This is a genomic window from Kitasatospora sp. NPDC058406, assembly GCF_042722765.1.
Lineage (GTDB): Bacteria > Actinomycetota > Actinomycetes > Streptomycetales > Streptomycetaceae > Kitasatospora.
In genome coordinates, this window is sequence record NZ_JBHXKE010000012.1 from 28,902 (window position 1) to 55,894 (window position 26,993).

At 72.8% G+C, this 26,993-nt stretch carries 35 protein-coding genes and 1 tRNA gene; 12 read left to right on the top strand and 24 right to left on the bottom strand.

Annotation, left to right across the window (positions count from 1 at the left end; all coding sequences use genetic code 11):
* Positions 1-19 precede the first annotated feature (19 nt).
* The 22 genes from ACFWOG_RS04440 to ACFWOG_RS04545 all read right to left on the bottom strand — a co-directional run bounded on the left by ACFWOG_RS04440 (position 20) and on the right by ACFWOG_RS04545 (position 12,003).
* Positions 20-649, bottom strand: a complete 630-nt coding sequence (locus ACFWOG_RS04440; RefSeq protein WP_380354685.1) for a hypothetical protein — start codon at positions 647-649, stop codon at positions 20-22.
* A 27-nt stretch (positions 650-676) separates the two neighbouring features.
* Positions 677-808: a hypothetical protein gene (locus ACFWOG_RS04445; RefSeq protein ID WP_380354687.1), complete on the bottom strand. Its 132-nt coding sequence runs from the start codon at positions 806-808 to the stop codon at positions 677-679.
* Entirely contained in the window at positions 795-1,211 is a 417-nt protein-coding gene (locus ACFWOG_RS04450; protein WP_380354690.1) for a LuxR C-terminal-related transcriptional regulator, read from the bottom strand. The genes ACFWOG_RS04445 and ACFWOG_RS04450 overlap by 14 nt, the downstream gene beginning before the upstream one ends.
* Positions 1,208-1,495 (bottom strand): hypothetical protein, encoded by a 288-nt coding sequence (locus ACFWOG_RS04455; protein ID WP_380354692.1) that lies wholly within the window; start codon positions 1,493-1,495, stop codon positions 1,208-1,210. The genes ACFWOG_RS04450 and ACFWOG_RS04455 overlap by 4 nt, the downstream gene beginning before the upstream one ends.
* Complete coding sequence (locus ACFWOG_RS04460) at positions 1,489-1,704, bottom strand: hypothetical protein (RefSeq protein ID WP_380354695.1); 216 nt, start codon at positions 1,702-1,704, stop codon at positions 1,489-1,491. The genes ACFWOG_RS04455 and ACFWOG_RS04460 overlap by 7 nt, the downstream gene beginning before the upstream one ends.
* Complete coding sequence (locus tag ACFWOG_RS04465; protein WP_380354698.1) at positions 1,701-1,934, bottom strand: hypothetical protein; 234 nt, start codon at positions 1,932-1,934, stop codon at positions 1,701-1,703. Before ACFWOG_RS04465 ends, ACFWOG_RS04460 begins: the two co-directional genes overlap by 4 nt.
* Positions 1,931-2,620, bottom strand: coding sequence for an SAM-dependent methyltransferase (locus ACFWOG_RS04470; protein WP_380354700.1), 690 nt, complete (start codon positions 2,618-2,620; stop codon positions 1,931-1,933). Before ACFWOG_RS04470 ends, ACFWOG_RS04465 begins: the two co-directional genes overlap by 4 nt.
* Positions 2,621-2,632: 12 nt before the next feature.
* Positions 2,633-2,788: a hypothetical protein gene (locus tag ACFWOG_RS04475; RefSeq protein WP_380354703.1), complete on the bottom strand. Its 156-nt coding sequence runs from the start codon at positions 2,786-2,788 to the stop codon at positions 2,633-2,635.
* Positions 2,785-3,006 carry a hypothetical protein gene (locus ACFWOG_RS04480; RefSeq protein ID WP_380354705.1) on the bottom strand — a complete coding sequence of 74 codons (222 nt, stop codon included), beginning with the start codon at positions 3,004-3,006 and terminating at the stop codon, positions 2,785-2,787. Before ACFWOG_RS04480 ends, ACFWOG_RS04475 begins: the two co-directional genes overlap by 4 nt.
* 30 nt (positions 3,007-3,036) lie before the next feature.
* The gene (locus ACFWOG_RS04485; protein WP_380354708.1) at positions 3,037-4,311 is read right to left on the bottom strand and encodes a DNA-methyltransferase; all 1,275 of its coding nucleotides are present in this window, start codon (positions 4,309-4,311) and stop codon (positions 3,037-3,039) included.
* A 159-nt stretch (positions 4,312-4,470) separates the two neighbouring features.
* Positions 4,471-4,689, bottom strand: a complete 219-nt coding sequence (locus tag ACFWOG_RS04490) for a hypothetical protein (RefSeq protein ID WP_380354710.1) — start codon at positions 4,687-4,689, stop codon at positions 4,471-4,473.
* A complete protein-coding gene (gene ssb / locus ACFWOG_RS04495; RefSeq protein WP_380354713.1) occupies positions 4,689-5,180 on the bottom strand; it encodes a single-stranded DNA-binding protein in 492 nt (163 codons plus the stop codon). Before ssb ends, ACFWOG_RS04490 begins: the two co-directional genes overlap by 1 nt.
* Before the next feature lie 49 nt (positions 5,181-5,229).
* Positions 5,230-6,585 (bottom strand): AAA family ATPase, encoded by a 1,356-nt coding sequence (locus tag ACFWOG_RS04500; protein ID WP_380354715.1) that lies wholly within the window; start codon positions 6,583-6,585, stop codon positions 5,230-5,232.
* Entirely contained in the window at positions 6,585-7,403 is an 819-nt protein-coding gene (locus ACFWOG_RS04505; RefSeq protein ID WP_380354718.1) for a hypothetical protein, read from the bottom strand. The genes ACFWOG_RS04500 and ACFWOG_RS04505 overlap by 1 nt, the downstream gene beginning before the upstream one ends.
* Before the next feature lie 79 nt (positions 7,404-7,482).
* Positions 7,483-7,758: a hypothetical protein gene (locus ACFWOG_RS04510; RefSeq protein ID WP_380354721.1), complete on the bottom strand. Its 276-nt coding sequence runs from the start codon at positions 7,756-7,758 to the stop codon at positions 7,483-7,485.
* A gap of 3 nt (positions 7,759-7,761) precedes the next feature.
* On the bottom strand, positions 7,762-8,049 hold the full coding sequence (locus ACFWOG_RS04515) for a hypothetical protein (RefSeq protein WP_380354724.1): 288 nt from the start codon (positions 8,047-8,049) through the stop codon (positions 7,762-7,764).
* Positions 8,046-9,512, bottom strand: coding sequence for a UvrD-helicase domain-containing protein (locus ACFWOG_RS04520; protein WP_380354726.1), 1,467 nt, complete (start codon positions 9,510-9,512; stop codon positions 8,046-8,048). The genes ACFWOG_RS04515 and ACFWOG_RS04520 overlap by 4 nt, the downstream gene beginning before the upstream one ends.
* Before the next feature lie 80 nt (positions 9,513-9,592).
* Entirely contained in the window at positions 9,593-10,852 is a 1,260-nt protein-coding gene (locus ACFWOG_RS04525; protein WP_380354729.1) for an AAA family ATPase, read from the bottom strand.
* Positions 10,849-11,019: a hypothetical protein gene (locus tag ACFWOG_RS04530; RefSeq protein WP_380354731.1), complete on the bottom strand. Its 171-nt coding sequence runs from the start codon at positions 11,017-11,019 to the stop codon at positions 10,849-10,851. The genes ACFWOG_RS04525 and ACFWOG_RS04530 overlap by 4 nt, the downstream gene beginning before the upstream one ends.
* A complete protein-coding gene (locus tag ACFWOG_RS04535) occupies positions 11,016-11,195 on the bottom strand; it encodes a hypothetical protein (protein ID WP_380354734.1) in 180 nt (59 codons plus the stop codon). The genes ACFWOG_RS04530 and ACFWOG_RS04535 overlap by 4 nt, the downstream gene beginning before the upstream one ends.
* Entirely contained in the window at positions 11,192-11,662 is a 471-nt protein-coding gene (locus ACFWOG_RS04540; protein ID WP_380354735.1) for a hypothetical protein, read from the bottom strand. Before ACFWOG_RS04540 ends, ACFWOG_RS04535 begins: the two co-directional genes overlap by 4 nt.
* A gap of 98 nt (positions 11,663-11,760) precedes the next feature.
* Positions 11,761-12,003, bottom strand: coding sequence for a hypothetical protein (locus tag ACFWOG_RS04545; protein ID WP_380354738.1), 243 nt, complete (start codon positions 12,001-12,003; stop codon positions 11,761-11,763).
* A 493-nt stretch (positions 12,004-12,496) separates the two neighbouring features.
* Between ACFWOG_RS04545 and ACFWOG_RS04550 the strand changes: the two genes are divergently transcribed.
* The 7 genes from ACFWOG_RS04550 to ACFWOG_RS04580 all read left to right on the top strand — a co-directional run bounded on the left by ACFWOG_RS04550 (position 12,497) and on the right by ACFWOG_RS04580 (position 19,241).
* Positions 12,497-12,856: a helix-turn-helix transcriptional regulator gene (locus ACFWOG_RS04550; protein WP_380354741.1), complete on the top strand. Its 360-nt coding sequence runs from the start codon at positions 12,497-12,499 to the stop codon at positions 12,854-12,856.
* A 409-nt stretch (positions 12,857-13,265) separates the two neighbouring features.
* The gene (locus ACFWOG_RS04555) at positions 13,266-14,513 is read left to right on the top strand and encodes a tyrosine-type recombinase/integrase (RefSeq protein ID WP_380354744.1); all 1,248 of its coding nucleotides are present in this window, start codon (positions 13,266-13,268) and stop codon (positions 14,511-14,513) included.
* Positions 14,514-14,566: 53 nt separating this feature from the next.
* A tRNA-Thr gene (locus tag ACFWOG_RS04560) sits at positions 14,567-14,698 on the top strand.
* A gap of 419 nt (positions 14,699-15,117) precedes the next feature.
* Positions 15,118-15,246 (top strand): hypothetical protein, encoded by a 129-nt coding sequence (locus tag ACFWOG_RS04565; RefSeq protein ID WP_329885593.1) that lies wholly within the window; start codon positions 15,118-15,120, stop codon positions 15,244-15,246.
* Positions 15,247-15,260: 14 nt separating this feature from the next.
* Positions 15,261-16,247 (top strand): hypothetical protein, encoded by a 987-nt coding sequence (locus ACFWOG_RS04570; protein WP_355408354.1) that lies wholly within the window; start codon positions 15,261-15,263, stop codon positions 16,245-16,247.
* A 58-nt stretch (positions 16,248-16,305) separates the two neighbouring features.
* Positions 16,306-17,805, top strand: coding sequence for an amino acid permease (locus ACFWOG_RS04575; protein WP_329951391.1), 1,500 nt, complete (start codon positions 16,306-16,308; stop codon positions 17,803-17,805).
* Positions 17,805-19,241 (top strand): glutamine synthetase family protein, encoded by a 1,437-nt coding sequence (locus ACFWOG_RS04580; protein WP_355408356.1) that lies wholly within the window; start codon positions 17,805-17,807, stop codon positions 19,239-19,241. Before ACFWOG_RS04575 ends, ACFWOG_RS04580 begins: the two co-directional genes overlap by 1 nt.
* A 132-nt stretch (positions 19,242-19,373) precedes the next feature.
* Here the strand turns inward: ACFWOG_RS04580 and ACFWOG_RS04585 are convergent, their stop codons facing one another.
* Positions 19,374-20,198: a hypothetical protein gene (locus tag ACFWOG_RS04585; RefSeq protein WP_380354747.1), complete on the bottom strand. Its 825-nt coding sequence runs from the start codon at positions 20,196-20,198 to the stop codon at positions 19,374-19,376.
* 203 nt (positions 20,199-20,401) lie between these two features.
* On the opposite strand from ACFWOG_RS04585, the gene ACFWOG_RS04590 reads away from it, so the two are divergent.
* The 3 genes from ACFWOG_RS04590 (at position 20,402) to ACFWOG_RS04600 (ending at position 22,837) form a co-directional block, all read left to right on the top strand.
* Complete coding sequence (locus ACFWOG_RS04590; RefSeq protein ID WP_380354750.1) at positions 20,402-21,772, top strand: MFS transporter; 1,371 nt, start codon at positions 20,402-20,404, stop codon at positions 21,770-21,772.
* Positions 21,773-21,920: 148 nt separating this feature from the next.
* Complete coding sequence (locus tag ACFWOG_RS04595) at positions 21,921-22,154, top strand: hypothetical protein (protein ID WP_329885586.1); 234 nt, start codon at positions 21,921-21,923, stop codon at positions 22,152-22,154.
* 155 nt (positions 22,155-22,309) lie between these two features.
* Positions 22,310-22,837 (top strand): methylated-DNA--[protein]-cysteine S-methyltransferase, encoded by a 528-nt coding sequence (locus ACFWOG_RS04600; protein WP_329951395.1) that lies wholly within the window; start codon positions 22,310-22,312, stop codon positions 22,835-22,837.
* Between the two features lie 27 nt (positions 22,838-22,864).
* On the opposite strand, the gene ACFWOG_RS04605 is transcribed toward ACFWOG_RS04600, so the two are convergent.
* Positions 22,865-23,974 (bottom strand): ATP-grasp domain-containing protein, encoded by a 1,110-nt coding sequence (locus ACFWOG_RS04605; RefSeq protein ID WP_380354754.1) that lies wholly within the window; start codon positions 23,972-23,974, stop codon positions 22,865-22,867.
* A 342-nt stretch (positions 23,975-24,316) separates the two neighbouring features.
* Here ACFWOG_RS04605 and ACFWOG_RS04610 point away from each other — a divergent pair, with 342 nt between their 5' ends.
* On the top strand, positions 24,317-25,744 hold the full coding sequence (locus ACFWOG_RS04610; RefSeq protein WP_380354757.1) for a family 2B encapsulin nanocompartment shell protein: 1,428 nt from the start codon (positions 24,317-24,319) through the stop codon (positions 25,742-25,744).
* A gap of 100 nt (positions 25,745-25,844) precedes the next feature.
* Positions 25,845-26,894, top strand: coding sequence for a family 2 encapsulin nanocompartment cargo protein polyprenyl transferase (locus ACFWOG_RS04615; RefSeq protein ID WP_329951398.1), 1,050 nt, complete (start codon positions 25,845-25,847; stop codon positions 26,892-26,894).
* Positions 26,895-26,993 lie beyond the last annotated feature (99 nt).

Sequence of the window (26,993 nt, forward strand, 5' to 3'; positions counted from 1 at the left end):
TGGGTGGCCTCGGGGTGAGTCAGGCGGCGCGGGTGAGTCGCTGTTCGGCGAGCACCTGGTACTGCTCGATGGTCAGCTCGTGCTGGCAGGCGGGGTTGGTGCACTGGCGGATTCCGTCCGTGCGCTCGCCGACGGTGAGGAGGTCGCAGAGCGGGCAGACGATCCGGACCGGGCGGGGCGGGGCGGGGGTCCAGCCGGTGACGCGGGCGAGGTGGCGGTGGAGGTCGGTGACCTCGTTGGCGAGGTCGCGGGCGTAGTCGCGCTGGGCCGCGAAGTCGAGGTGCAGCAGCAGGACCTTGATGGCGACGGAGGCAGTGCGCTCGGTGGCGCCGGACGCCGGCCGGACCCAGGCGGACCAGTCGTTGGCCCGCCGGCGGTCGTCGAGCACCACCTCGGCCCATCCGGCGAGGATGCCGACGCTGGGCGTCGCGGCCTGGTCGTGGTGGCCGTCGTGGACGGCGGCCGCGGTGGGGCCGATCGTGGAGAGCACGTCCAGGCGGCAGGGCAGCGGTGCGGTGCGGGTGGCACCGGAGACTCGGGCTCCGCGTCGGCCTGCGGCGGGCTGGAGGGCGAGGTGGGTGCGGACGATCAGTTCGGGGATCTCGGTGAGCTCGCGGGCGAGGCGGGTGGTGGCGGCGGGGGTGAGCATGTCCGGTCTCCTGTGCGGGGGTTGCGGTCAGCTGGGCTGGTAGTCGTCGAGGTCGCGGATGACGTCATGGATGGGGCGGGGTGGCGGGTCGAGGGGGAACTCGTCGTCGGGGTCGTCGAAGAGGAGGGCGGGGTCCCACTCGTCGTCAGGGCAGGGCATGGGTGGCGCGGGCGGTGACGGTGCGGAGGGCTTTGGCGGTGCCGGCGAGCGACGCGCGGGTGTGGATCAGCTCGGTGCGCTGGCTGGTGATGGTCTGCTCGTAGTCGGCGGTGAGGGCGCGGAGGCGGTGGTAGTCCCGGATGAGCCTGGTGAGGAGACGGGTCTCGTCCGGGGTGAGTGGGCGCTGGCTGGCGGTGGCTGCGAGGGTGAGCAGCGGGTCGACGGGGCGGGGCGCGGGCGGAGGCGGAGGTGGCGGTGGGGGTGTGGTCTTCTGCTGGGCCCGGCGAAGGTGACCGTGGACGGTGCTGGCTGCGATGCCGAGGATTCCGGCGATGCGAATCGGGGTGTATCCCTCGGCGGTGAGGCGGATCACTTCGGCCTGCCGGTCGGTGAGGGCGGTCACGGTTCGGTTACCTCCAGGACCACGTGCGTCTCGTCGTGGGCGGCGTCGGCGATCGCGGCCCAGGCGGTGGCGAGCTTGGTCTCGGTCTCGCAGTCGGCCGCGTCGACGGCGGATCGGGTCATGAGGCGCTCGACCTCGGGGGCGAACATGCTGGTGCCAGCAGCGACCAGGCGTTGAGCGTCGTCGCGGGCCTGGGCGGAGCGGGCGTAGCAGCGGTGGGCGGACTTGGCCCATTCGGCGGCTTTGACGAGGGCTTCGGTGCGGGTAGGCGGCGGGGTCACCATGTGAGGTCCTCCTGGTGTGTGGTGGGGCTGGGTCCGGCGGGGCGGGGGATGAGGCCGGAGTGCTCGGCGGCCTCGCGGACGGGATCGTCGGGGTCGGGCGGGGGCTGGTCGGCGCGGGCCGCGCGGTGGCCGAGTGCGGCGGTGAGGCAGGCGCCGAGGCCGGCAGCGGCGAGACTGCCGGCCACAGCGAGCAGGACGGGCGTGGTCACCCGGTGGGGTCCGGCTGGTTGTGGATCTGGATGGCGTGGTGGAGGTCGCGGGCGCCGAGCTTGCGGATGGCGCGCCGGAGGGTGGAGCGCACGGCGCTGGTGGTGACGATGAGGCGGAGGGCGATCTGGGCGGGGTCGAGGCCGGCGGTGGCGTAGCGCGGGGTGTGCGTCTCGGCGCCGCACTCCTCCCGCCCGTTGCAGCGGATGACGGTGATGCGGTGAGCGCTCACGCTGCGGCCCCGGCGGGCGCGGGCAGGGCGGCGAGGTGGCGGCCGATCTGCTGGCCGATCAGCCGGGTCATCGCGGGCGGGATGCACTCGCGGATGCCGTCGCGGCTCATCCACGGGACGCCCATGTCGGCGCGCACGTACGGGACGTTCGAGAAGTTGCCGACCGCGTGGTACCAGTCGCCTTCGCGCAGGGGGCGGCCCATCTTGACGGAGGGCACGGTGTGCTTCGGGTGGTCGGGCTGGGCGAGTTGGAGGCCGCCGCCGGGCTCGAACAGGCGGTGCCGGTAGGTGTGCAGGCCGAGCGGCGCGGCGCACAGGGTGACGGGCGCCCGGAGTTCGGGGAGGGCGTCCTCGACGTTCTCGATGACCCACGGCCGGCCGGTGGCGTCGAGGGCGTCGCGGGTCGGGCCGATGAGGTCGGGGTGGTCGTTGCGCTGGATGCGCTGGGTGGCGCTGTAGCGCTGGCAGGGCGGGGATGCGGCGATGGCGTCGTACTGGTGGCCGTGGTCGCGGATGTGCTGGATGGCGTCGCCCTGGATGAACGGGAACGGGTAGCGGGGCTGGGGGTGGAGGTCGATGCCGGTGATGTTGAAGCCGGCGAGGTAGTAGCCCATGGAGGCGCCGCCTTGGCAGCAGTAGGCGTCGAGGAGGGTGAGGCCGTTCCAGGGGCGGTCGGGGAGCTGCATGGTGGCTGGTCCTCAGCTGGTCGGGGTGCGGGCGGCGGACGCGCCCGGGCAGTTGGCCTTGTGGTCGGCGATGAGCCGGATGTACTCGCGCTCCGTCTCTGCGGTGACGGTGGCGAAGCAGCGCCCGCAGGTGAACTCGGCGCGGTCCCAGCCCTGCTGGCTGGTCACCGGCCCGCCCCGGCGGCGGTGATCGCGTCGAGGATCTGTTCGCGGGTCGCGGCGATCGGCTCGCCGTACCTGGCCGGGGGGAGCGCTGCGACGCGAGCGTGCGCGGCGGCGAGCACCTCGGCCCGGTAGGCGTCGAGAAGGGCCTCGGGGGTGGTGCCGGCGTTGGCGCACTCGGTGGAGGAGAGCGCGTCGAGCAGCTGTTCGCGGGCGGTGGTCACGGGGGGCTCCTGGGGGGTGTGTGTGGTGGCTCAGGCGGTGAACAGGGGCAGGTCGAGCGGGCGGTCGAGTCTGGCCCGGCACAGCGCGGCGTACGGCTCGTGCTGCTCGACACCGACCCCGCGGGCGCCTTCGAGGACGGCGGCCTCGAGGGTGGTTCCGGATCCGGCGAACGGGTCGAGAATCAGGCCGGCGGGCGGGGTGACGAGTCGGACGAGCCAGCGCATCAGGGCGACGGGCTTCGGGGTCGGGTGCGTGACGCCGTCCACCTGGATGCGCTCGGCCGCGGGGGTACGGGACTCCAGGCGGAAGATCGGAAAGCTGGCAGCTGCCGCGCCGAGGTCGCGGACGGGGCAGCCGTCGGCGCACGGCCCGCCGTCGGGGCAGTCGTGGCCGATCAGGATGTTGGTGGGCCAGCCTCCGCCGGCCGCGGTGCACGCGGCGGTGTGAAGGCCGCCGACACCGTGCCGCAGCACGCCGGCGGTGAGGGTGTCGTAGCCGGTGGGCTTGCGCGCGAGGACGATGGGGTCGTGGGCGGGGCGGATGGCGGTGTGCCAGCCCTCCCAGCGGCGGGCGTCGGCGCTGGCGGCGCGGGCTTTGACCCGGTGCCCGCTGTATCCCTGGTAGTGGCTGGTGGTGCGGGCGGTCTCGTGTCGCTGACTGACGATCTCCCGGGTGCCGAAGGCCTCGCCGACGGTGCCCTTGCGGGCCCAAAGGTCCTCAACCACATGGCGGATCGTGGAGTCGTCGGCGCCTAGTGCGGTGATGAGTCGGTCCCATTGGGCGGGGGTGGGGATGGCTGCGGCGACGCCGTGGGTAGTCCAGTGGGTGGCTTGTCCGCGGGCGTGGAATCCGAACAGGTGGTTGATCTTTTCCGTGGTCCAGCCGGCGGCGTCGCGGGCGGCCTTGAGCCAGGCAGTCACCTGGAGGACCTGCGGACGGTCGTCTCGGTGGCGGTCGATGGCGCGGGCGAGGTCGATGCCCTTGGGTTTGCCGTGGGTGTAGATCCAGTCGAGTTGGTCGACGATGTGGAGGCCGGCGTCTTCGATGGCGCTGGCGAGGCGGTGGTAGGTGCGGGGTGCGCCGAAAGCGATCAGGTGGCCGCCGGGCTTGAGGACGCGCCAGCACTCGCGCCACAGGTTGACGTTGTAGGCGATGCCGGTGGAGTCCCAGGAGTGGCTGGCGATGCCGATCTCGTAGGGGGGGTCGGTGATGACGGCGTCGACGCTGCGGTCGGGGAGGGTGGGCAGGGTGGTGAGGCTGTCCCCGTGGTGGAGGGTGACGGTGTCGGTTTCGTAGTACGGCACAGCGGCCTCCTGGGGGCCTTTGGTGGGTGTGGTGGCTGTCGGGTGCCGGGTGGGCTGTGCGCGGCTGTTGTGGGTCCGGTCCTGGCCCCGCGCGCGGACCGGGGGCGGACCGGTCCGCCGCCGAGGAACCTCACGGCGTTTCGGCGGCGGACCGGGCGGTCAGGCCCAGGTGTGGATGTCGCAGGTGGGGCTGCAGGGGGTGTTGTCCCAGATGAGGTCGGCGCAGACGATGCAGGTGATGTCGGCGGTGTCGTCGTCTCTGGCGTCGGTGATGTCGGTGCCGCAGAGGGCGGTGTTGGGGCTGCAGCAGTAGACGTGGTTGAGGTCGTTGTTGCCGGTCGTGTTGGTCGTGGGTTGGGGGAGGGTGGTGGTGGTCATCAGAAGGGGGGCTCCTGGCTCCCGGTGTTGGTGTCGGTGGCCCAGGGGTCGTTCTGGGGCTGCTGGCGGGCCTGTTGGGGCCTCTGGGGCTGCTGGCGCTGTCCGCCGGTCTGCTGGCTGTTCTGGGTGTCGCGTTGGGCCTTCTGGACCTTGGCGGTGGCGTAGGCGAGGTTCGGGCCGATGGACCGGATGGTCAGCGAGACCTTCGACCGCTTCTGTCCGTCCTGATCCCAGCTCTCGGTGCGGGGCTCGCCGGTGACGAGGACCTCCATGCCCTGCTGGAGGGTCTCGGCGACGTGTTCGGCGAGCTGGTTCCAGGCGGTGCCGTCGATCCAGAGGGTGTCGCCGTCCTCCCACTGCTGGGTCTGGGGGTTGAGGCGGCGGTCCTGGAAGACGAGGCGAACGCGGGCGACGGCGTGACCGTTGGGGGTGAAGCGAAGCTCCGGGTCGGCGACGATGCGGCCGACGCCAGTCATGGTGGGCAGGGACATGGTCAGGACTCCTTCGGGTGGGTCTGGGGCTGGGTGGTGGCGGGGGTGATCACGAGAGGGCTCCGGTGGGGCTGTGGCCGGTGAAGCGGTCGGCGTCGACCGGGGTGTAGGAGCGCCAGGGCCAGGAGCCGTCGGCGCCCTGGCACACGAAGGCGGGCCACTGGCGTTCGTCGCGGGCGCCGCGCCAGGGGATGATGCGGCGGGCCCGGTCCTCCTCGGCGGAGCGGGCGTCCTCCACCGGACGGAGGCCCATACCGAACTCGGGCCAGCGCAGCCACAGGGAGCTGCCGACGGGGGCGAGGCCGCGGGGGCCGACTCCGTTCGCCTTGGCCGCGTGGGCCTCGAGGACCATCGCGCTGTTGACGTGCAACCGGGCCTGGTCGAGAGCCACGGTCACCTTGCGGGCGTGTTCCTCGCTGTTGGGGTCGCCAGCGTGGAGGCGGTAGATCGGGCCGACGATGAGGAGATCGGGGCGGACCTCTTCGACGCGGCGCATCAGCCAGGCCCGACCGTCGCCGCGGGTGAGGTCGACGCCTTCGGGCTTGCAGTCGATGTGGAGGTGGCCTCGGCGGACGGGGGTGCGGTTGCGTTCGGCGGTGTTGATGAGTCCGCGGTAGTGCCGGCGGGACTGGCGCTCAGAGTTCTCGCAGTCGAGGACGAGGACGCGTTGCGGCCCGTACTCGGAGATCCGGCCGTCGAAGGGGAGGATGCCGGCGGCTGCGGTGACGGCGATCTGCCGCAGCAGGACGGACTTGCCGCCGCCTTCGCCTGCGGTCCAGACAACGCGGTCGCCGCGCTCGAGGTAGCCGGGGATCACCCAGTCGTGGCCGGGGTCCTCGATCTGGAGGAAGTCGAGCATGTCGGTGACGGGCTGGTCTTCGGCGGCGCGTCCGGCGTCGCGGACGTCGCGGATCAGCTGGACGGCGCGCTCGGCGTACTCGGCGCCGGGGAATGAGGTGTCGGATGGGGCTTGGGGGGTGAGGCCGAGCTCGCGGATTTGGGCGCCGGTGCGGGCGAGGGCTCGGCGGAGGGCGAGGTCCTGGATGCGGGCGGCGAGCCAGTCGAGGGTGGCTCCGTAGCCTGCGGCCTGGCCGAGCTCGCCGAGGTAGGTGCGTCCTCCGGCGCGGGTGAGGGTGCCGGCGGCCTGGAGTTCGGCGGTGAGGGTGATGGGGTCGACGACGGTGCCGCGGTTGGCAAGGGCGGTGATGGCGGTGTGGATGAGCTGGTGGGCGGGCCGGTAGAAGTCGCCGGGGGCGATGCGGGTGTCGTTGAGCGCGCGGCGGGTGTCTCGGGCCTCGATGAGGCGGCCGAGGAGAGCCTGTTCGGCGATCAGGTCGGAGGGCTCGGCTCGGAGGAGGGTGTCCTCGTCGAGGTCGAGGTCGGGGCCGTAGTCGACGGTGGTCATCAGAAGATCCCTCGGTCTGCATAGGTCTGGTGGGTCGACTGCTGGGGTCCAGCTGGCTGGGGTGCGATCAGCTCGTCGTCGTAGCTGCCCTTGCGGAGCCAGGTGGCGGGGTACGGGAAGTACTGGGGCTGGCGGCCCTCGGCGATCCAGTGCGCGTGGTGGCGGGCCACGGTGCTGGGGAGGGTGTTCGGGTCTGCACCGGCCTTGATGGCGGCGGCGAAGGCCTTCCTTGCGTCGGCCTTCGCGGTTTTGCGGGGGTAGGCCGTCCAGAACGCGTCGAACGGGTCGGGTTGCTCGACCGGTGTGGGTGATGCGCGGGGGGAGGGAGAGTTATCTATCTCGAGGAGGAGAGGAGTAGGTGTCAGGGATTCCCTGACACTGAGACTCGGGATTTCCTGACACTGAGACTTAGACCGTGTCAGGGATTCCCTGACACTGAACCCCTTCTCTGCGTCAGGGATTTGCTGACACTGAGACTGGTCTGTGTCAGGGATTTCCTGACCCTGAAGTTCGGGTTCAGTGTCAGGGATTTCCTGACCCTGAACGAGGTTGAGGATCTTGTACTTCGCGGCGGCGTGGCGCTGCCCGGCGGTGACCCTGGCCAGAGCGCTCTTGGCGATCAGCTTCTTGATCACGTCATAGAGCTGGGCCCGGTTGACCTTCGCCCCGACGAGGATCTTGGAGTCTTCGACGCTGGACCACGTGAGTCGGGTGTCGTCGTTCGCATCCTCCGCCAGGGCGACCAGGAGGAGCTTCTCCCGGTGCGTCAGCGTCTCCGGCGCGTGTCGCAGCACCTCGACGACTAGGCGGATTCCCACGTGCGGGGCCCTTCGGTTGGGAGCGGGGTGGTTGGTGCTGGCGCCGGCGGCCGGGCGGTCATCCGTCGGCGCCAGCGGTCTACGCGGCGGTCAGCTCGGCGTACAGCGCCTCGCAGTTGTCGCAGGCGCACGTGACGTGGCCGTTGTTGCCGCCGATGCGCTCGCCGGGCGGGACGATCCGCTCGACCGGCCGGCCCTTGAGGTCGAAGGTCGGGCGGAGCAGCGACTTCACGGACTTGCGGCAGCCGGTCCGGCAGGAGAGCCCCGCGCGGGCCTCGCAGGTCGACTTGGGGGCGCCCGCCTTGTGCTGGGTGTCCATGTGGCCGCAGCCGCACCGGTGTCCGATGTACGCCATGGGTCAGTTCTCCTTCGAAGTGGGGAGGCCGCGGGCGGTGGCGGCCTGTGCGAGGCGGTAGTCCTGGGTGCTGGAGCGGCGCTTGCCGGTGGCGACCGCGCGGGCGTCCACGAGGGCGCTGGCGGACTGCGGGGTGGGCAGGGCCTGCGGGGTGTAGCCGGGCCCCGGTTCGGGCTCGGGACGGCCCGCCTGCGCGGCCGGGGTGTGCGTGGGACAGCGCCACCCGCAGGGGTAGAGCCGGCCGTCGGCGCCGCACGGTCCGGTACCGGCGCCGCACTGGTACGCGGTCAATCGGTCACCGCGGTGACGGTGTCCACCCAGGCGAGGGCGGCGTGGTCGAGGCGGAGTTGGGCCCGGGTGACGGCGACGTAGGCGAGACGGGCCTCCTCCCGCCGCAGGATCCGCAGGCTGGTGACCGGGTCGGGCTTGGGGGCACGGAAGTCCCCGTGGATCTTCACCTCCGGCCACTCGCGGCCTTTGGCCTTGTGCGCGGTGGAGACGACCAGCTGGGCTTCGTCCTCGGAAGCGAGGGCATCCGCGGCGTCAGCGATGTCCTCCGCCCCGTACTCGTCGATGAGCCTGACGAGGGTCTCGAGGCTGCCGTCCTCCTCCTCGGCGTACTCGCGTACCGCGGACCAGGTGGGGAAGGCGATGAGTTCGGGGTGGTCGGTGGGGCGGCCGGCCTGGAGGTCGCGGGCGGCCCAGGCGAGCCGCTTCATGTCCCCGCCTCCGCCGACCATCGCCACCCGGCGCCCGGCGGCCAGGCTCTCGAGGACAACACCGACCGCGCCCGCGTTGGTGCGGCACAGGACCGCGTCTGGCTGGTCGACCGGGCCGATGGTGCTCTCGCAGCCGGCCCAGCCGGTGAGCCGCATGTCGGTGCCGACCAGGTACAGCCACCGGTTGGCGGCGTCGGCGATCGCCGGGCCGAACCGGAAGCTCTGACTGAGGGTGGCGAGTTGGGCCCCGAGCTCGCGCTCGAACGTGCCGAGGGCGTCGCGGGCACCGCGCCAGGCGTAGATCTGCTGGGCGGAGTCGCCGACCGCGATGCGCTGCGCATGCTCCTGGTCCAGCAGCACCCGGGCGAGGACGTCGTTGGTGTCCTGGGCCTCGTCGAGCAGGACGACGTCCGCGGCGAGGCGCGGCCGGCCGAGCGCCCACAGCTTCAGGTAGTGGTCGTGGCTGAGCTTCAGCACGCCGTCCTCGCGCCGCAGGTCCGCCCACGCGGCACGGGCCACCGGCAGCACCACCGTGGTGAGTGCGGCCCGGGCGTCCGGGCTCGTGAGCCCGTCGTAGCGGGGGATGTGCCGGGCACCGAGGTCGTCGTCCGCCGAGTGGCAGTAGCGTTCGACGGTCTCCAGCGCGGCGCGCATCGTCACCTTCGACGTCATGGCCTTGACGTGGCCGAGGTCAGTGGGGATGCGCTGGACGCCGCCGGTGATGCGGTCGATGTCGAGGGCCTTGGCCGCGTCGAGTGCGGTCTGGCGCGGCCGTTGGAGGCGCGGCAGGTGCCGGGGGTCGAATGCGAGTCCGTGCCCGGTGGACGCGGCGACGTTGGCCGGGAACGAGCGCTTCGCGTCGGCGGCGATCGACCGGTTGTAGGCGACGTACGCCATGCGGCGTCGGCGGTCGGCGCGGGCGATCAGCTTCAGCGTCGAGGACTTGCCACATCCGGCGCCGGCCTGGATGACGAGATCGGTGCCGTCGCCGTACGAGGCGATGGCGTCGGCCTGTTCGGGGGTGGGGGTGACCACGGTGTACCTCCTCTCTGGGGGGTGGGGGCGGGGCCGCGCTGAGCGGCATGGGGCGCGCGGCCCCGCCGGCCCGGGGTGGGTCAGGCCGCGTTGGCCTGCGTGGTCCGCGCCACCCACTCGCGGAACTTCGCCTCCGGGTCGTCCTGGGAGAGGGCGGCGTCCAAGAGGTCGATAACCTCGCCCGCGTCGGCCTTCGTGAGCTCGTTGGCGCTGTCGATCTCGCGGCCGACGATGGCGCCGAGGACGGAGAGCCGCTCCGTGCGGTCCGTGATCCCCATCTGGCCGAGCGCGGCGTGGATCTTCCGCATCTGCGGCGGAGTGGCCGGCGTCGGGACGTCCAGTCGGTCGGTGGCGGCCTGGGCGTCGGACAGGGAGTGCGGCACCGCGCCGTTCGCCCCGGCTGCCGGGTCGGGGTCGGCCGCCGGCGGCGGCGCCTGGGCGGGGACGGCGGCCGGGCGCAGGGACTTCCCGACCCCGGCGATCAGCTCGCCCAGCGTGGACGCCTCGTCCGAGCCCGGCCGGGAAGCCGGCCGGTCGAGCAGGCCCCGCTGCTTCGCCCGGGCGTGCAGGTCGATCGCGCCCTGGTAGGTCATCCCGTCCGAGAACAGCTCGGCGATGATCTGCTGCACCGGGTCCACGCCCTGACCGAGCTGCTCCAGGATCACCCCGGCGAGCTCCTCGCCCGGGTGATGGACGACCAGGCCCTCCAGCGGCTCGTACCTCGTCTTGGTGACGGTGCCGGTGCCCTCGACCATGTCGATGATCAGGCCGAGCTCGTACTCCGCGCCCTCGCGCTGCACCGCCTTCACGCCGACCTTGGTGACCTTCTTGCCCTCGATCACGTAGTCCCCGCGGGTCCGCATCGTCACGATGACGTGCCCCGGGTAGTTGAGGAGAGCCTCCAACATGTCCTGCTCGATCGGGTTGCCCGTCCGCCAGCCGCCGAACGTGCCGCCCGCGCCGCGTTCGGAGCCTGCGCGGTCGACGATCTCGAGGAGACCGCCCTTGCCGTTCCAGAAGTGCGACCAGGAGTCGACGATGAGGGCGGGCAGCTGGGCGTCCGCCGCGGCCCGGGTGGCCTCGATGAGGTTGCGCGGGTCGTAGTTGTCCAGCGGCAGGTGCAGGAACCGGTGCCCGCCGAGGTCCGGCCGACCGGGCACCGGGGCGTAGGTCAGCGCGGAGCCTCGCTCCGTGTCGATGATGCCGATGTCACCGCCCTGGACGAGGCCCTCGGCGATGCGGATCGCCGACTTCGTCTTGCCGGACCCGGCGGGGCCCTGGAGGCCGATTCGGGCCCGGGCCGTCTCGCGGGTGGCCGGGACGAAGCTGAAGGTGGTCATCGGTCGTCCTTCGGGAGGTCGTTGGTGCGCTGGCGGGGGATGGTGACGGTGCGGGCCCGGCGGTAGGCGCGGCGCCGGCGGCGGCGGGCGAGCTGCTCGCGGGACGGCCAGTAGGCGATGAGCAGGGCAGCCGCGATCGGCAGACCGAACAGGAGAAGGGGGATCATCGGGCGCCCCGGATCGGGCTGTGCTTGCGCCACGGGTTGCCGCAGCCACACGGGCACGGACGCGACCGCAGTACCGCCCGCTGGTGGTAGGACCGCCACACGTCCGCGATCTCCTCGCGGCAGGCGACGATCCCCAGAGCCGTCCACCCGGCCGCCATGTACAGCAGCCAGATCACGCGACCCACCCCATCCGGAGCACGTCCGCGGCCTCGCGGGTCTGGTGCTGCCGGCGGACCGCCTGCGGGTACATCTCCCGCACGAGCGCGGTGTCCGGCAGGATCTCGTCCGCGGCCGACGTTCCGACGACCGACAGGGTCACGCCGGGGCAGCCGGGGAGCTGGCCGAGCGACAGGACCCAGTCCAGGCCGCCGGTCGCGTAGATCTGGCCGTCCGGGCGGGGTTCGTGTCGACCGCCGACTGCGACACCGGGGGGCTTCGTCGTGTCGTACCAGGTGGACAGTTCGGCGATCGAGGCGGTCACGGTGACGCGACGGCCGTCGGGGGCGATCTCGACGGTGTCGACCGGTTGGGCGGGCAGGCCGGCGCGGGTCCGGAGTACGGCGAGGCCCGCGAGCACCGTCCGCAGCGGGACGACGGGAGTGGGCGCCGGGGGGAATCCGGCAGGGGTGCGGGTAGGCTCCATGGTGGGCCTACCTCCTTCCGTGTTCGGGTGTTGATCGGTGGGCCGTGGGGCCGTCCCTGGTGTGGAGCCGAGGGGCGGCCCAACCCGTGTCAGGGGGGTTAGGCGGAGCGCTGGGCCAGCGCGTGCTCGGACTGGCGGCGCCGCTGCTCGCGACCGGCGGGCGCCTGGGTGGCCATCCACGTACGGACGTCGGCCAGGTCGAAGCGGCGGTGCCCGTTGGGGAGGTACTGGACCGGGCAGCCCTTGCGGATCCAGCCGTTGACGGTCCAGTCCGAGACCCCGAAGTACTCCTGCAGCTCACGCTGCTTAAGGAGGGGGAGCGGAAGCGTGGTCACGCTCATGAGGCATTGACCTTTCCGGTGTAGAAGTAGAAGCTCCAGGCATGTCGAAGAGGTCCTGGAGCGGCTGGTCGAGGGCGCTGGCGACGAGCCATGCCGTCCGGATTCGGACCACGTCCCGCGTGAAAGTCCCGCGGGAGACGAGGGCTCCGATGATGGACTTGCTGACGCCTCGGCCGTCCGGGTCCGCGACCCTGGTGGCCGCGGCGAGCTGCGGGATGGACAGCCCCGCGGAGGCCATGGCCTCGCGGATCGGCCGACCGTTGCTCTTGCGGTGCAGGCGGGACATGGGGACCTCGCATCTCTGTCGGTAGCTGGTCGCTGCCGACATCCACATTTCTACAGTGGATGTGGATGTCGGTCAAGAGGTGCGGGGAGTGTCGGAGAGTTTGGGTGCGTCGGCTGCAATCGAACGTAAGTTCGCCTATGGTAGGAATCGCGCCAGCCTTCCACGTTGCGCTTGTATATGTGGAAGGCATTCCGGCATGCTGGCGACATGAACACGGTTGACGAGGGCGGCGAAACGCTCCCGCAGCTGATCCGACGCGTGCAGGACGTCCGCCCTGAGCTCACGCAGACTGAGATCGCGCGGCGGGCCAACGTGTCCGTCTCCGCCGTGAACACCTGGGCCAACGGCTCCCGCGTCCCCTCTCGCAAGAGCTGCGACAAGCTCGCGGACGCCCTTGGCGAGCCGCGGGAGCGGGTCTTCGCCGCTGCCAACCGGCGAACCCCGGGCCCGCTCAATCCGGACGCCGAAGAGCGCATGCTGGAGCTGTACCGGCGGCTGACCGCCGAAGAGCAGCGCATCGTCGAGAGGCAACTGGCGGCGCTGGCCGCCGTCGATCCCCTCACCTAGCCGGCATCCCCCGCAGACGGCGCGGCACTCGGTGCCGTACGCCCCCTTCATGCTCGCGTGCGCGGCCTATGCGCGCTATGTTCGTGTGCTCAAGCACCACGCAGCACACCGCTGACCCGTCCTCCCCCAGCGGCCCTACTGGCACTTCACCATGCCCCGAGGGGGACGCGCATGTGTATCACCGTCCGCAGAAGTACCGCTCCAGTGGTCACCCTCACGCCCTGGGACCCGGCGACCCTCATCATCACCATCCCCGCCGGCCTCGGTACTGCGGCAGCGCTCATCGCCGTCCGGGCCGTCCTGGCCGAACTCGCCATCCCCCAGCCCGAAAGTGAGGCAGTCTGCTCCTGCGGCGCGCCTGTATTGCTGCCGCACATCCCCTCCCAGCGGACGGCTACAGGAGCCCGAGTTGCCTCGTAGGGCGCAAAACAACCCCCGTCAGATCAGAATCAAGACCTGCGGATGCAGGCCCTGCCTTGAGGAGTTCCCCGGCGACCGGCGGACCCGGCGTGACTGCATCGGGTCGTGGCAGGCCCGGTATCGAGGCCCGGACGGAAAGCAGAAGGCGAAGAACTTCGCGAAGGAGAAAGAAGCACTCGCCTTCCTCGACGAGGTCCGGACCACCGTCCGGCAGGGTACCTACCTCGACCCGAAGCGCGGTCAAATCACCGTCACCGACTGGCACCAGATCTGGTGGGAGAGCCAGAAGAAGAAGGGCCGCCCCACCACCCGCAACCGCAAGCAGGGGATCTGGACCAAGCACATCCAGCCGCGGTGGGGCGGGTGGAAGCTCTCCGGTATCGGCTTCATCGACTTCGACGCCTGGCTGCAGAACGAGGTGAAGGGCTACCACACCCGCAAGAAATGCCTGGAGTTCATGCGGCGCATGATGCAGGCCGCCATCCTCGACAAGCGGATCACCACCAACCCGACGTTCGGCGTCGAGCTGGAGGCGCCGCCGGCCCGGCACCCCGACGACCTCAAGCCGCCCTCCGACGAGCAGTGCGATCGGATCCTGGCGCACCTGCCGACCTACTACCACCCGCTCATAGCGGTCGCGGACGAGACGGGCATGCGGTGGGGCGAGTACACCGGTTTGCGGCTCTGCCACGTCGACCGTGCGGCAGCCACCGTACGGGTCGCCGAGGTCATCGCGGCAGACAAGGGCACCCTGTTCCGGCAACCCGCGCCCAAGACCAACGCTGGCTTCCGGACAGTCCCCCTCACCCCCCGTGCGTTGGCCGCCGTGGACGAGATGATCACGCGCTGGAAGCCGAAGGACGCAAGGTCTGACACGGACTCCGGGATGCACCCGGAGGAGTTGATCTTTCGCGGGCCGCGCGGCGGGGTGATTAGCCACCACAACTTCCGACGGGTGTGGATCGAAGCGATCCAGGCCGCCGGGGTGGCTCGGAAGGTGACCAACCCTGAGACTGGGAGGGTGGAGTGGTGGCCGCGGATGCATGACTACCGGCATCGCTTCGCGACCCGACTCAAGGACGCGAACGTGCCGGAGAAGGACGTCCAAGCGGTGATGGGCCACGACCGCGGGTCGAAGGTCACCTGGCTCTACCAGCACGCGGGTCCAGAGGTTGTGGAGTCGGTGCGTGCGGCTCTTGCTCAGCGGGAGAAGCCGCAGCTCCGCGCAGTGTCCTGAGTCCACATCCGGTCCACAACCCCCACTCTTTGTGCCACCCTCCCCCTCTCCTAGCCTCGGAGTTGGAGGGGCTGGCACGCCTCCGGTCGGGCTATCCGCCCCTCTCCCGACCTCTCCGAGCAAGCTATCGATCCACTGGTGTTCTTGTAAAGCGTAGGTCGTCGGTTCGAATCCGACAGGGGGCTCAGCACGTCACCCCGGCCGGGCTCCGGCTCCGGACCGCGGGTGGCTCGGCCGACGGCCCCGGGCGATGCGCCCGGGGCCGTTCGCGTGGGCCCGATCGCGTGGGCCGGCGGGCTCGATCGCGTGGGCCTGTCCCCGGCGGGCGGGGCGGCCACCGGCGCCCGCCCGTCCGCCCGCCACCTTTTTTCTGCGCGCCGCCGCGACGGCCGTCCGGGGCTGCCGGGCCCCCTGCGCGCGGCCGGGCGGCTCCTCGTGACATCCGGACGATTCTCCGAGAACCACAGCTCAGCGGGTCGGCCGGTGCGCCCGGGGCGGTCCGCGGGTCCGGGGGCGCACGGTGACGGATCGGATCAATGGGGATCGTGTGAGACCGGTTCGCCGCTAACGTTGTCACGGTCCGGTCACCTAACGTGCGTATTCCATGACTATCCTGACGTCGCGTCAGGCCCGTGCCGAGAACGAGGTGCACGGTGCCGACCCATTCCCCGGCAGCGGTTTCCCCTGGCTGGCCGGGGTGGTGAGGCTGCCCGCGTACGGAATTGAGCCCTGAGGAAGGAACGGCAGATGGACGCGATGCCCGGCCGGGAGCCGGCGCGGCTCGTGTATCACCCCGCCGGCCAGGATGCCGAGTTGAGAGCCGCGGTCGACGACCTGCGGGTCGGACGGTGGCTGTCCACCCGGACTCTGCTGGACTCGACCGGGCGCGACTGGAGCCGGAGATCGGCGAGGACCCAGGTGCTGAGTGTGGTCGCGCCCCGTTCCGACGCGCTGGAGCACTGGGCCCAGGAGGAGCCGGGGAGTCCCGACCTCGCGATCCTGCGGCTCCGGGTCGAGGTGGAGCGGGCCGCCGCCGCCCACGCCGCGGGACGCCGGGACGCCGTCGAGCTGGAGCAGAACGCGCGGCAGTCGAGCTGGCGCGCGGTGGAGGAGCACCCCGCCGACCCGGTGCCCTGGCTCTGCCTGCTCACCCTCGCCACCCTGGACCCCGAGCAGCGGAGGGCCGAACACCGCGATCCGGGACCGGACATGATGCTGCCGCCGGGCCCCTGGGGCCTGTTCTTCGAGGCGAACCGGCGCGATCCGTTCAACCGCGAGGCGCACGTCCGGATGCTGCGGTACTGGCTGACCGTGCGCCGCTGGTCGGCGACCGACTTCGTCAACTTCGTGCTGCCGAACGCGCCCTACGGCTCGCCGCTGTTCGTGCTGCCGCTGTACCTGTCCGTCGAGCAGTACCGCAGCGACCGGCGGCGGGACATCGCGCGCCGCCAGTGGCTGAGGGAACCCCACCGGGACCGCGCCGTGGCCGCGTTCGAGAGCTGGACCGCGACGGAGCAGCCCGACCAGTGGCCGGTCGTCGACCTGAGCCATCTCGCCCACGCGCTGTGGGCCGGTGTCCGGATGAGGGAGGCCGTCGAGGTCTTCGGTGCCCTCGGGTCGTTCGCGTCCCAGGCGCCGTGGATCCACGTCGCCGACTCCCCGGAACTGGCGGAGAGCCTGCTGCTCACCGCCAGGCACCAGGCCTACGTCGGCAGTTCGAGCGGCCAGAGCTGAACCCGCCCGCCCTGCCGCTTCCCCGTCCGCACGAATCCGTCCCCCCGGAGGTCCGGCGATGCCACCCGCACACGCAACTCCCAGCAGCGACGACAGCCAGCTCCGTCGCCTCGGCTACGAGCCCAAACTCAACCGCAGAATGGGCGAGTTCGGGAACTTCGCGATAAGTTTCTCGGTCATCTCGATCCTCAGCGGCTGCATGACGCTGTTCGGCTTCGGCCTGAACACCGGAGGCCCGGCCGTGATGCTCTGGGGCTGGGTCGGGGTCGGGCTGATGGTCGTCCTGGTGGGCATGGCGCTCGCCGAGGTCACCAGCGCCTACCCGACCAGCGGCGCCCTCTACTTCATGGCCCACCGGCTCGGCGGTCCGCGCTGGGGCTGGGCCACCGGCTGGCTGAACCTGCTCGGCCTGGTGGGCGGTATCGCGGGGATCGACTACGGCGCCGCGTCGTTCGTCGGCGCGCTGGCCAACCTCCAGTGGGGCTTCGAGCCGACCCCGGGCAAGCTGTTCCTGATCTTCATGGTGATCCTGGTGGTCCACGCCGGGCTGAACCTCCGCGGCGTGCGGCTGGTGTCGGTGCTCAACAGCATCTCGGTCTGGTGGCACCTGGGCGGCGTCGTGGTGATCGTCGGCGCGCTGATGATCGTGCCCTCCCAGCACCAGGACACCACCTGGGTGTTCACGCACTTCGTGAACAACACCGGGTGGACCAACCCGATCTACGTGTCCTGCCTGGGTCTGCTGCTGGCGCAGTACACGTTCTCCGGCTACGACGCCTCGGCGCACATGTCGGAGGAGACGACGCGGGCGTCGGTCTCCGCCGCGCGCGGCATCGTCCGGGCGATCTGGGTGAGCTGGATCGCCGGCTTTGTGCTGCTGGCCGGCATGCTGTTCGCGATCCAGGACTACGCGGGCACCATCGACTCGGCCACCGGGGTGCCGCCGGCCCAGATCTTCCTCGACGCGCTGGGCCTCAACGGCGCCAAGGCGCTGCTCGCGGTGGTGATCGTCGCGCAGCTCTTCTGCGGCAACGCCGAGACGGCGGCGGCCAGCCGGATGGTCTTCGCGTTCTCGCGGGACGGGGCACTGCCGGGCTCGGCACTCTGGAGCCGGGTCTCGCCGCGCACCGGGACCCCGGTGGCCGGCGTCTGGCTGGCCGTGGGCGCGGCACTGGTCCTGGCCCTGCCCGCGCTGTACAGCCCGGTGGCGTACGGGGCGGTGACGGCGATCAACGTCCTGGGGATGACCCCGGCCTACGCGATCCCGATCTACCTCCGGCTGCGCAGGGGGAAGGCGTTCCAGGCCGGCCCGTGGACCCTGGGCCGGTGGAGCCGGCCGATCGGGGTGGTGGCGGTCTGCTGGGTCGCGGTGGTCACCGTGCTGTTCTGCCTCCCCCAGGCGTACCCGGTCACCTCGGACACGTTCAACTACGCGCCCGTCGCGCTGCTGGTGGCGCTCCTGGGCGCGGGCCTGTGGTGGCTGAAGGCCGGCCGTTCCTACAACCCGCCGGTGCAGCAGAGCGCCGAACTGACCGAGCTGACCGGGAGCGTGATCTGATGTCCGGCGGACCGGCCGCCCGTCGTCGGCGGGCGGCCGCCCCCTCCCCGGCGCTCCCGGCCTCCTCGGAGGCGCGCCCGGTCGGTGCCCCCGCCACCGGTCCGCTGCGGGCCCTGGTGCGCGGCGGCGGGGTCGACACCGTGCTGCTGGCGGCGGTGGACTGGCAGGGCCGGCTCAAGGGCAAGGAGTTCGACGCCGGGGTGCTGCTGGACCGGCTGGGTTCCGGGCGGCTCGCCCCGGAGATGTGCGGGTACGTGTTCGACACCGACCTGGGCATGTCGGCGGACGGGAGCGGGGCACTCGGCTCGTGGGGGACGGGGTTCTCCGACGTGGCCCTGGCGGCCGACCTCGCGGACGCTCGGCTGCTGCCGTGGCTGCCCGCGACGGCGCTGGTGCCCTGCCGCCCGGTGTCCGGCGGCGAACCGCTGCCGGTGGCGCCGGACACGCTGCTGGACGACCAGCTGACCCTGCTGGCCGAGCACGGCCTGAGCGTGCAGGTCGGTGTGGAGACGGAGTTCGTGCTCTACGAGGGGAGCGTCCGGGACGCCGCCGGCCGGGACTTCCGCCGGCTGCGCCCGGCGACCTGGGACAACCGGGACTACGCCCTCGACCAGCCCCGCACGGTCGCCGACTTCACCCGGAGCCTGCGCCGGGCCCTCGCGGGCGCCGGCCTGCCGGTGGAGGCCGTGAAGCTGGAGGGCGCCCCCGGGCAGGTGGAGGTGACCTTCCCGTACGGCGACCCGCGGCTCGCCTGCCTCCAGCACGTGCTGTTCAAGCACGCCGTCCGGGCGGTCGCCGACCGGCACGGCCTGGCGCCGACGTTCATGGCGTCCCCGGCCACCGGCACCGGCAGCGGGATGCACCTGCACGTCTCCCTGTACGGGGCGGACGGGCCGGTGCTCGGCGGGCCCGGCGGTACCGCGCTGTCGGACCTGGGCGAGCAGGCGGTGGCCGGACTGCTGGAGGTGCTTCCGGTCACGGCGCCGCTCTACGCGCCCTACGTGAACTCCTACCGCCGCTTCCGCGACCACTCCTTCGCCCCGACCCGGTTCACCTGGGGCCGGGACAACCGCGCCTGCGCGGTGCGGGTGGTCGGCCACGGCGCGGGCCTCCACCTGGAGATCCGGCTGCCGGGCGCGGACGCCAACCCGTACGCGGCCCTCGCGGCCGTGCTCGCGGGGGTGCGGCACGGCATCGGGAACGGCCTCAAGGCCCCCCGGGCCAGCGAGGGCGACGCCTACCTGGACACGGGGGCGGCGCGGATCCCCTCCCACCTCGTCGAGGCGGTCGGGCCGTTCGAGCGCAGCGAGCTGGCGGCCGGGCTGCTCGGCGACCGGCAGGTCGCCCACCTGGCGGGCCTCGCGCGGCTCGACCTCGACCACCACAACGGCGTCGTCACCGACGCGGAGGTGCGCCGGGGGTTCGCCCAGGCGTGACCCCCGGGACGGCCGGTCGCCGCACGTGAGTGCCGCGGCCGGCCGTTCTGCTGCCCGCCGCGCGGCCCGGTGCGCCTTCGGCCGCGCAACCGTGGGCGCTCCGCCCGGTCGAGGGGTGCACGTCCGCCGGCCTCAGGGGGCGGGCGTCCGGCGGGCGGGCGTTCGGGCGGCCGGGCGCAGCCGCCGGAGGGTCCAGCCGCCGGGGGACAGGGCGGTGGTGCGGGCGGTGAAGAGTTCGGCGGCGCGGCGGTAGGAGAGGCGACCGCGGCCGGTGTGGGGGCAGCGGTCGGCGGCGGGGGTGGCCGCGGGGGCCCGCCGGTCGGTGAGGAACAGCGGGCCGGCGGTGCGGCCGGTGAGGAGGAGCGGGAGCAGTCGGGCGGTGCCGGTCTGCCAGCGCAGGGGCGGACCCGGGGGGCGGGTGCGGCGGCCGGGGAGGTCGAGGTCGTCGACGTCGAGGGCGAGGACGGCTTCGACGGTGGCTCCGCTCTCGTGCAGCAGGCGCCAGAGGGTCTGCTCGCGGAGCGGCGCGCCGAGGGCGAAGAGGGTGTGGAGCTGTTCGGGGGTGAGCGGGGCCGGGGCTGCGGCGTGGGCGGTGTGCGGGCGCAGGCCGGCGGCCGGGTCGGTGTCGATCCAGTCCTGGGCGCGCCACCAGGAGGTGGCGGCCCGCAGGATGGCGAGCTCGCGGTTGAGGGTGCGCGGGTCGGCCTCGCCGGCGCGCCGGTCGGCGGCGGCCAGGAGGCGGGCGGGGGTGTCCGGGTGGTCGAGCCGGGCGAGCGGCAGGACGGGCGGACGGGCGCGGCGCCGCTCGGGGCCGGTGGGGGCGGGGCGGTCGGCCAGGGCCCAGGTCCAGGTGTGCAGGGCGATCCGGTAGACGCGGCGGGAGGCGGCGCCGAGCCCAGAGGCGGCCAGGTAGCGCTCGACGGCGACGGCGTACTCGACCGGCGGCTGGGGTGGCATCGGCGTCTTCTTTCCGCAGTAAACGGCGATGTCCGAGGGCGCCGGAGTAGTGCTTGCCATCGCAGTAAATAGCAGGTGGGAGAGGGTTTTCCGGGAGTTTACTGCGGTGGTGGCGCGGTTTCGAGAAAATGAGTCGAATAGGCTCAGGTTTTTCACCGGAAGTCCTTGTCGGCGGCCTTCGTGCGCGGGCAGACTTGGCGCCCGTGACAGGGGAAGCGGAGTGGGGGCGGGCCCGCCGCCGACGGCCGGACGGCCGTCTGGCCGTGCTGGGGGAACGTGATTTCGGGTGGTTCTTCGTCGGTTACGCGACCTCGCTGGTCGGCTCCTCGATGGCGCCGGTGGCCGTGGCGTTCGCGGTGCTCGACGGCGGGGGCGGCGGGACCGAGCTGGGTTGGGTGATGGCTGCCCGGATCCTGCCGATCGTGCTGGTGATGCTGGTCGGCGGGGTGGTCGCCGACCGGCTGGGCAGTCGCCGGGTGATGCTGGGGTCGGACGTGCTGCGCTGCGCGGTGCAGGGCGGGTTCGCGGCGGCGCTGGCGACCGGGCACGCGCCGGTCTGGGCGATGGCGGCGCTGGTCGCCGCCTGGGGGCTCGGCGAGGGGCTGTTCATACCGGCGCTGGGCGCGTCGGTGCCGGCGCTGGTGCGCCGGAAGGAGCGTCTGCCGGACGCCAACGCCCTGCTGGGGCTGGCCCGTTCGGTGTCGATGGTGGCCGGACCGGCGCTCGCCGGGGTGATCACGGCGGGGTACGGTCCGGGTGCGGTGCTGCTGATCGACGCGGTGACGTACGGGATCGCTGCGCTGGCGCTGGCCCGGACCTCGGCGGTCGGGCCGGTCGGGCCGGGCGGGCCGACCGGGGAGGCCGGGAAGGCCGGGCCGGGCGCGGGTGGCGCGGACTCGATGTCGGCCGAACTCCGCGCCGGCTGGGCGGAGTTCCGCTCGCGGCGCTGGCTCTGGGTCACCACCGTGCAGATGGCGCTCTTCAACCTGCTGGTCTGGGCGCCGTTCCTGGTGCTGGGACCGCTGACCGCGCAGCGCGAGCTGGGCGGGGCGCGGGCCTGGGGCCTGGTGATGGGCGTGTACGGGGTCGGTGCGGTGCTGGGCGGCCTGCTGATGCTGGGACGCAGGCCGGCCCGGCCGCTCGCGGTGGCGACGGTGGCGAGCCTCGGTTGGGCGCTGCCCTCCGCGGCGCTCGCGGCCGGGGCGGCGCTGGGCTGGACGCTCCTGGCCGCGTCGGTGGCCGGGGCGGGATCGGCGGTCTGCGGCGCGCTGTTCGACTCGACGCGGCAGCGCTGGGTGCCGGCCGGGGTGCTGGCCAGGGTGACCGCGTTCGGCGGACTGGGCGCGTTCGTGCTCGGGCCGCTCGGCCTCGCGGCGGCCGGGCCGGTGGCCGACCGGGTCGGGGTGTCCCGCGTCCTGCTGTTCGGCGCGGGGTGGCAGCTGCTGGCCGGGGCGGCCGTGCTGGCGGTGCGCGAGGTGCGCGGCCGGGGCTGGGACGGGCCGGCGCAGCCGCCGGGGGAGGCGGCGCCGGCTGCGGCGGGCGTGCGCCCGGGGCCCGGCGGGGGGCCCGACTGACCGGGCCCGCCGAGGACCGGCCACGGCACGGCGGCGCGGTACGGCGGCGCGGCGCGGGAGCGCGGTAGCGGCGCGCGGTACGGGGGGCACGCCGGGCCGGGCGGTCGTACGGTGGAGGGAGTGCGGGGGCGGACGGAGGAGGTAGGTCATGCCCGGTTCACTCACCATCGGCCACCACGAGGCGGCCGTCGCCCTGGACCACACCGACGCCAAGCGGCTCGCCACCGTGCTGGAGGAACTCGCGTACCTGCTGGAGATCCCGGGGCCGAACCGGATCAACGACGCGCAGCTCGGCGCCCTCTGCGAGGGCCGGACTCCCGACCGGGCGGAACTGTCCCACTGGTCGCGGGCGCTCGCCGCGGAGCTGAAGGGCCGGCTGTAACGGCGGACGCACCGGACCGCGTACCCGGCCCGCCGTACGATGGCGCGCGGGGCGGGTGGTCCGCGCGCGTCCCCCGGGCGACGGGGTGGCCGGCGGCCGGTCCGGCGGGGCTGGGCGGGGGTTCGGACGTGGTGGAGCGGTACGGGGCGGGGCCGATGTCGTGGCTGACGGTGGAGACGCCGCTGCCGAGCGGCCCGCTGCACGTGGCGGTGACGCCGCAGGGGGTGGCGGCGATCGGCTACCTCGGGAACCCCGGCGAGCTGCCGCGCTGCGCCGACGACACGAAGATCGCCGCGGTCACCGACCGGGTCGGCGAGTACCTGGCGGGCCGGCGCCGTGAGCTGGACCTGCCGATCGACTGGAGCCTGAGCACCGGGCCGCACCGGGCCGTGCTGCAGACGCTGTTCCGCGAGGTGCCGTACGGGCGGACCATCACGTACGGCGAACTGGCCTCCCGGAGCGGGGTGTTCGGCGGTGTCGAGGAGCCCGGGCTGGCGGCCCGGACGGTCGGGCAGATGATGGCGGCCAACCCCGTCGCGATGCTGGTGCCCTGCCACCGGGTGGTGGCGGCGGACGGGATCGGCGGCTTCGGCGGTGGCCGGGTCGGGATCGACGTGAAGCGCTGGCTGCTCACCCTGGAGGGCGTGCTGGAGCCGACGCTGGACTGGAACGGGCCGCTCTGAAGGGGTGAGCGGCCCGCTCCGGAGCGGTCAGTGCACCAGCTGGACCTCGGGGTGCCCGGCCGGGGCGACGGACGGCAGCGCGGGCGGCGGGGCGAACGGCGACTGGCGCGGCAGCACCGGCTGGACGCCGGAGACCAGCGTGTACTCGACGCTCGCCGGATCCACGGTCCACTCGGTGTCCGGGCGTTCGCCGAGCGCCAGCTGCACCGCGTTCCAGGGCAGGTTGAGGCCGCAGAGGCCCAGCTGGTGCAGGCCGCCGGAGGGGCGGGTGTTGACGTCGATGACCACCGGTTCGCCGTGCAGGTGGCGGAACTGCACGTTGGAGAGGAACGCCATCCCGGTCGCCTCGACCAGGCGGCGGGCGGGTTCGAGGTACCGGGGCGCGGTGGTGAAGGTGCGGCGGCGCCGGTGCTTGCTGCGGCCCACGGCGGCCAGCAGGGTGCCGTCGAGGTCGGCGAGGCAGTCCACCGATATCTCGGGGCCGTCCAGGTAGGGCATGACCAGCAGGTCGGCCGGCTCGCCGGGGTTCTCCCGCGCGGCGTCGGTCAGCGCGGCGGCCACCTGGTCGACCTGGACCCGGCTGTCCCAGCCGGCCAGCCGGTGCAGGCCGAACGGTTCCCGGGTGAGCATCCGGAAGCCCTCGCCGCCGGCGCCGGAGGCGGGCTTCAGGCAGGCGGTGAGGCCGGCCGACTCGATCCGGTCGACGGCGGTGACCAGGTCCTCGGCGGTGCGGACCAGCCACCAGGGCGGGGTGGGGAGCCCGGCGTCGGCGATCGCCGCGTAGCCGTCCGCCTTGCTCGCGAAGGCCGCGATGGCCGCGGCGGGCGGGCAGGCGAGGGAGGTGCCGACCGCCTCGAACTCGTGGCGGTGCAGGGATATCGCCAGCTGGTGCAGGCGGGGCAGGAAGACGTCGACGGAGTGGCGGGCGCAGTAGTCGAGCGCGAAGGCGACGTAGGCGTCCGGGGTGAGGTCGGCGGGTTCCAGACCGGCGTGGTCGGCCGCGGCGAGGACCGGGGAGTCGGGGTCGAGGTGGGTGGCGTGGATCCGGACCGGACGCGGTGCGGCGCGCAACTGTTCGATGAAGAACACGTTCTCGGCGTACGTGCGGTTGAGCCAGACAGTGACGGGGGCGCTCATCAGGCCTCCCAGGGCAGGGGTGAACGAGGGGAGGGCATCCGGTGCGGCCGCGCTCGTCAACTGGCCCCGTGACCCTTGAAGTGGCACCTTAGCGGCCCCTTGCGTCGGCGTGAACGCGGGGTGGGTCCGGCGTGCGCGGCCCGGGAGGCGAACCGGAGGGTCGTGTTCCGAAAGTCGTTGGATCACTTGCTCGAATTAATATCGATCAGACATTCTATTCGTACTATTTTTTCGGTTATCCCGACCACTCGAAAGAGTGATTGCGGATGCCCTCCGAACGGCCCCACCATGAGGGGTGCAAGATGTCACCTCATCGGGCACGGGTATGCGAAGGGCTCCCACATGTCGACCGAAACCAACACCGGTATTCCCGCACCGGGCGGCGCACCGCAGACCCGGGAGCAGCAGAGCCTGGCCACGGTGGCGGCGCGGAACCTCGCGACCACCACCAAGTCCGCGCCGCAGATGCAGGGGATCAGCCCGCGCTGGCTGCTCAGGACGCTGCCGTGGGTCGAGGTCTCGGGCGGCACCTACCGGGTGAACCGGCGGCTGCGCCACACCGTCGGGCGCGGCCGGGTCGGCCTCGACCGGACCGGCCCCGCGGTGCGGGTCGTCCCGCCGACGCTGCGCGAGCTGCCCGTGCTGCGTGGTTTCGAGGACGACGCCGTGCTGGAGGAACTGGCCGGGCGCTTCGTCCAACGCGAGTTCTCCGCCGGTGAGGTCCTGGTCGCGGCGGGCGCGCCGATCGACGAGGTCTTCATCATCGCGTACGGCAAGCTCAACCGGATCGGAACGGGCAAATACGGCGAGGAGGCGGTGGTCGGCACCGTGGCCGACGGCGACCACCTGGGCGACGAGGTGCTCAAGCAGGAGGACGGCACCTGGACGTACACGGTGCGGGCGGCGACGGCCGGCACCGTCCTCGCGCTCTCCTGGCCCGCCTTCCAGGAGCTCGCGGACCGCTCCGAGGCGCTCCAGCTGCAGGTCATGGAGTACCTCGCCGGGTTCCAGGCGCCGCAGAACAAGCACGGCGAGGCGGCCATCGGCCTCTCCGCCGGCCACCACGGCGAGTACGAGCTGCCCGGCGCCTTCGTGGACTACGAGCTCAGGCCGCGCGAGTACGAGCTCAGCGTCGCGCAGACCGTGCTCAAGGTGCACACCCGGGTCGCCGACCTCTACAACCAGCCGATGAACCAGACCGAGCACCAGCTCCGGCTGACCATTGAGGCGCTGCGCGAGCGCCAGGAGCACGAGCTGGTCAACAACCCGGAGTTCGGCCTGCTCAACAACGCCGACCACGAGCAGCGGATCCAGACCCACTCCGGCCCGCCCACCCCGGACGACATGGACGAGCTGCTGAGCCGCCGCCGCGGCACCAAGCTGTTCCTGGCCCACCCGCGGGCCATCGCCGCCTTCGGCCGCGAGTGCAACCGGCGCGGCCTCTACCCGGACACCGTCGAGGTCCAGGGCCGGCAGGTGTTCGGCTGGCGCGGCGTGCCGGTCTTCCCGTGCGACAAGATCCCGATCGTCGGCGGGAACACCAGCTCGATCCTCGCCATGCGCACCGGCGAGGACAACCAGGGCGTCGTGGGTCTGCACCAGACCGGAATTCCCGATGAATACGAGCCGGCCCTCTCGGTCCGATTCATGGGAATCAGTGAGAAGGCCATCATTTCCTATCTCGTGAGCGCCTACTACTCCGCCGCCATTCTGGTGCCGGACGCCGTCGGCGTCCTGGAGAACGTCGACCTCTCGCACCACCAGGGCTGACCGGGGCCGGCGAACCGCGTCGCCCGGCCGGGGCACCCGTGTCCGGCCGGGCGACGCCGTCCGCTGCACCGGCACGTCGCACCGCCAAGGGGGAGGACCCATGGGAATGTTCACGCTGGAGCGCGACCACCGGGAGGGGCACGAGGCCGAGGACGTCCTCGCCCGCGCCCGCGGCCTGGTCGATCCGGTCCTGCGCGCCGCCGTCGACTCGCTGCCCGGCACCATGCGCCGGGTCGCGGGCTACCACTTCGGCTGGTGGGAGGCGGACGGTTCGCCGGCCGCCGCACCCTCCGGGAAGGCCATCCGGCCGGCCCTGGTGCTGGCCGCCGCCCAGGCCCTCGGCGGCAGCCCGGCCTCGGCCACCGCCGCCGCGGCGGCCGTCGAGCTGGTGCACAACTTCACGCTGCTGCACGACGACATCATCGACCGGGACGAGACCAGGCGGCACCGCCCCACCGCGTGGCGGGTGTTCGGCACCACCGAGGCGATCCTCGCCGGCGACGCCATGCACGCGCTGGCGCTGCGCCTGCTCGCCGAGGACGGCCACCCGGCCGCGACCGACGCCGTCCGCCGGCTGGCCGACTGCGTGGTGGAGCTCTGCGAGGGGCAGCAGATCGACTGCGCCTTCGAGCAGCGCAGTGACGTTTCGCTGGCCGAGTGCCTGGCGATGGCCGAGGCCAAGACCGGTGCGCTGCTCGGCGCGGCCTGCGCGATGGGGGCCCGGTACGCGGGCGGCTCGGAGACGGCCGCCCGGGCGATGGACGGCTTCGGCCGGGAGATCGGCCTGGCGTTCCAGCTGATCGACGACCTGATCGGCATCTGGGGCGACCCGTCGGTCACCGGGAAGCCGGTCGGCGCGGACCTCGTCGCCCGGAAGAAGTCGCTGCCGGTGGTGGCGGCGCTGAGCTCCGGGACACCCGACGGTGCCCGACTGGCCGAGCTGTACGGGCTGGAGCGGACGCTGACCGCCGAGGAACTGGCGAGCTGCGCGGCTGCCGTCGAGGGCGCCGGAGGGCGGGCCTGGGCCCAGGGCGAGTCCTGCGAGCGGATGGCCGCGGCGCTGGCGCAGCTGGCCGTCGCGGTGCCCGAGCCGTCGGCCGCCGACGAACTGCTCGCCCTCGCCGAGCTGGTCACCCGCCGCAGTCACTGAGGCGTCCGCCGCCCGGCCGTGGGGGGTGGGAAGGCCGCCCCACCCCCCACGGCCGCGCCCGCCGGTCGGCTGCCGCTCCGCTGCGGGCCCGTTCCGGGG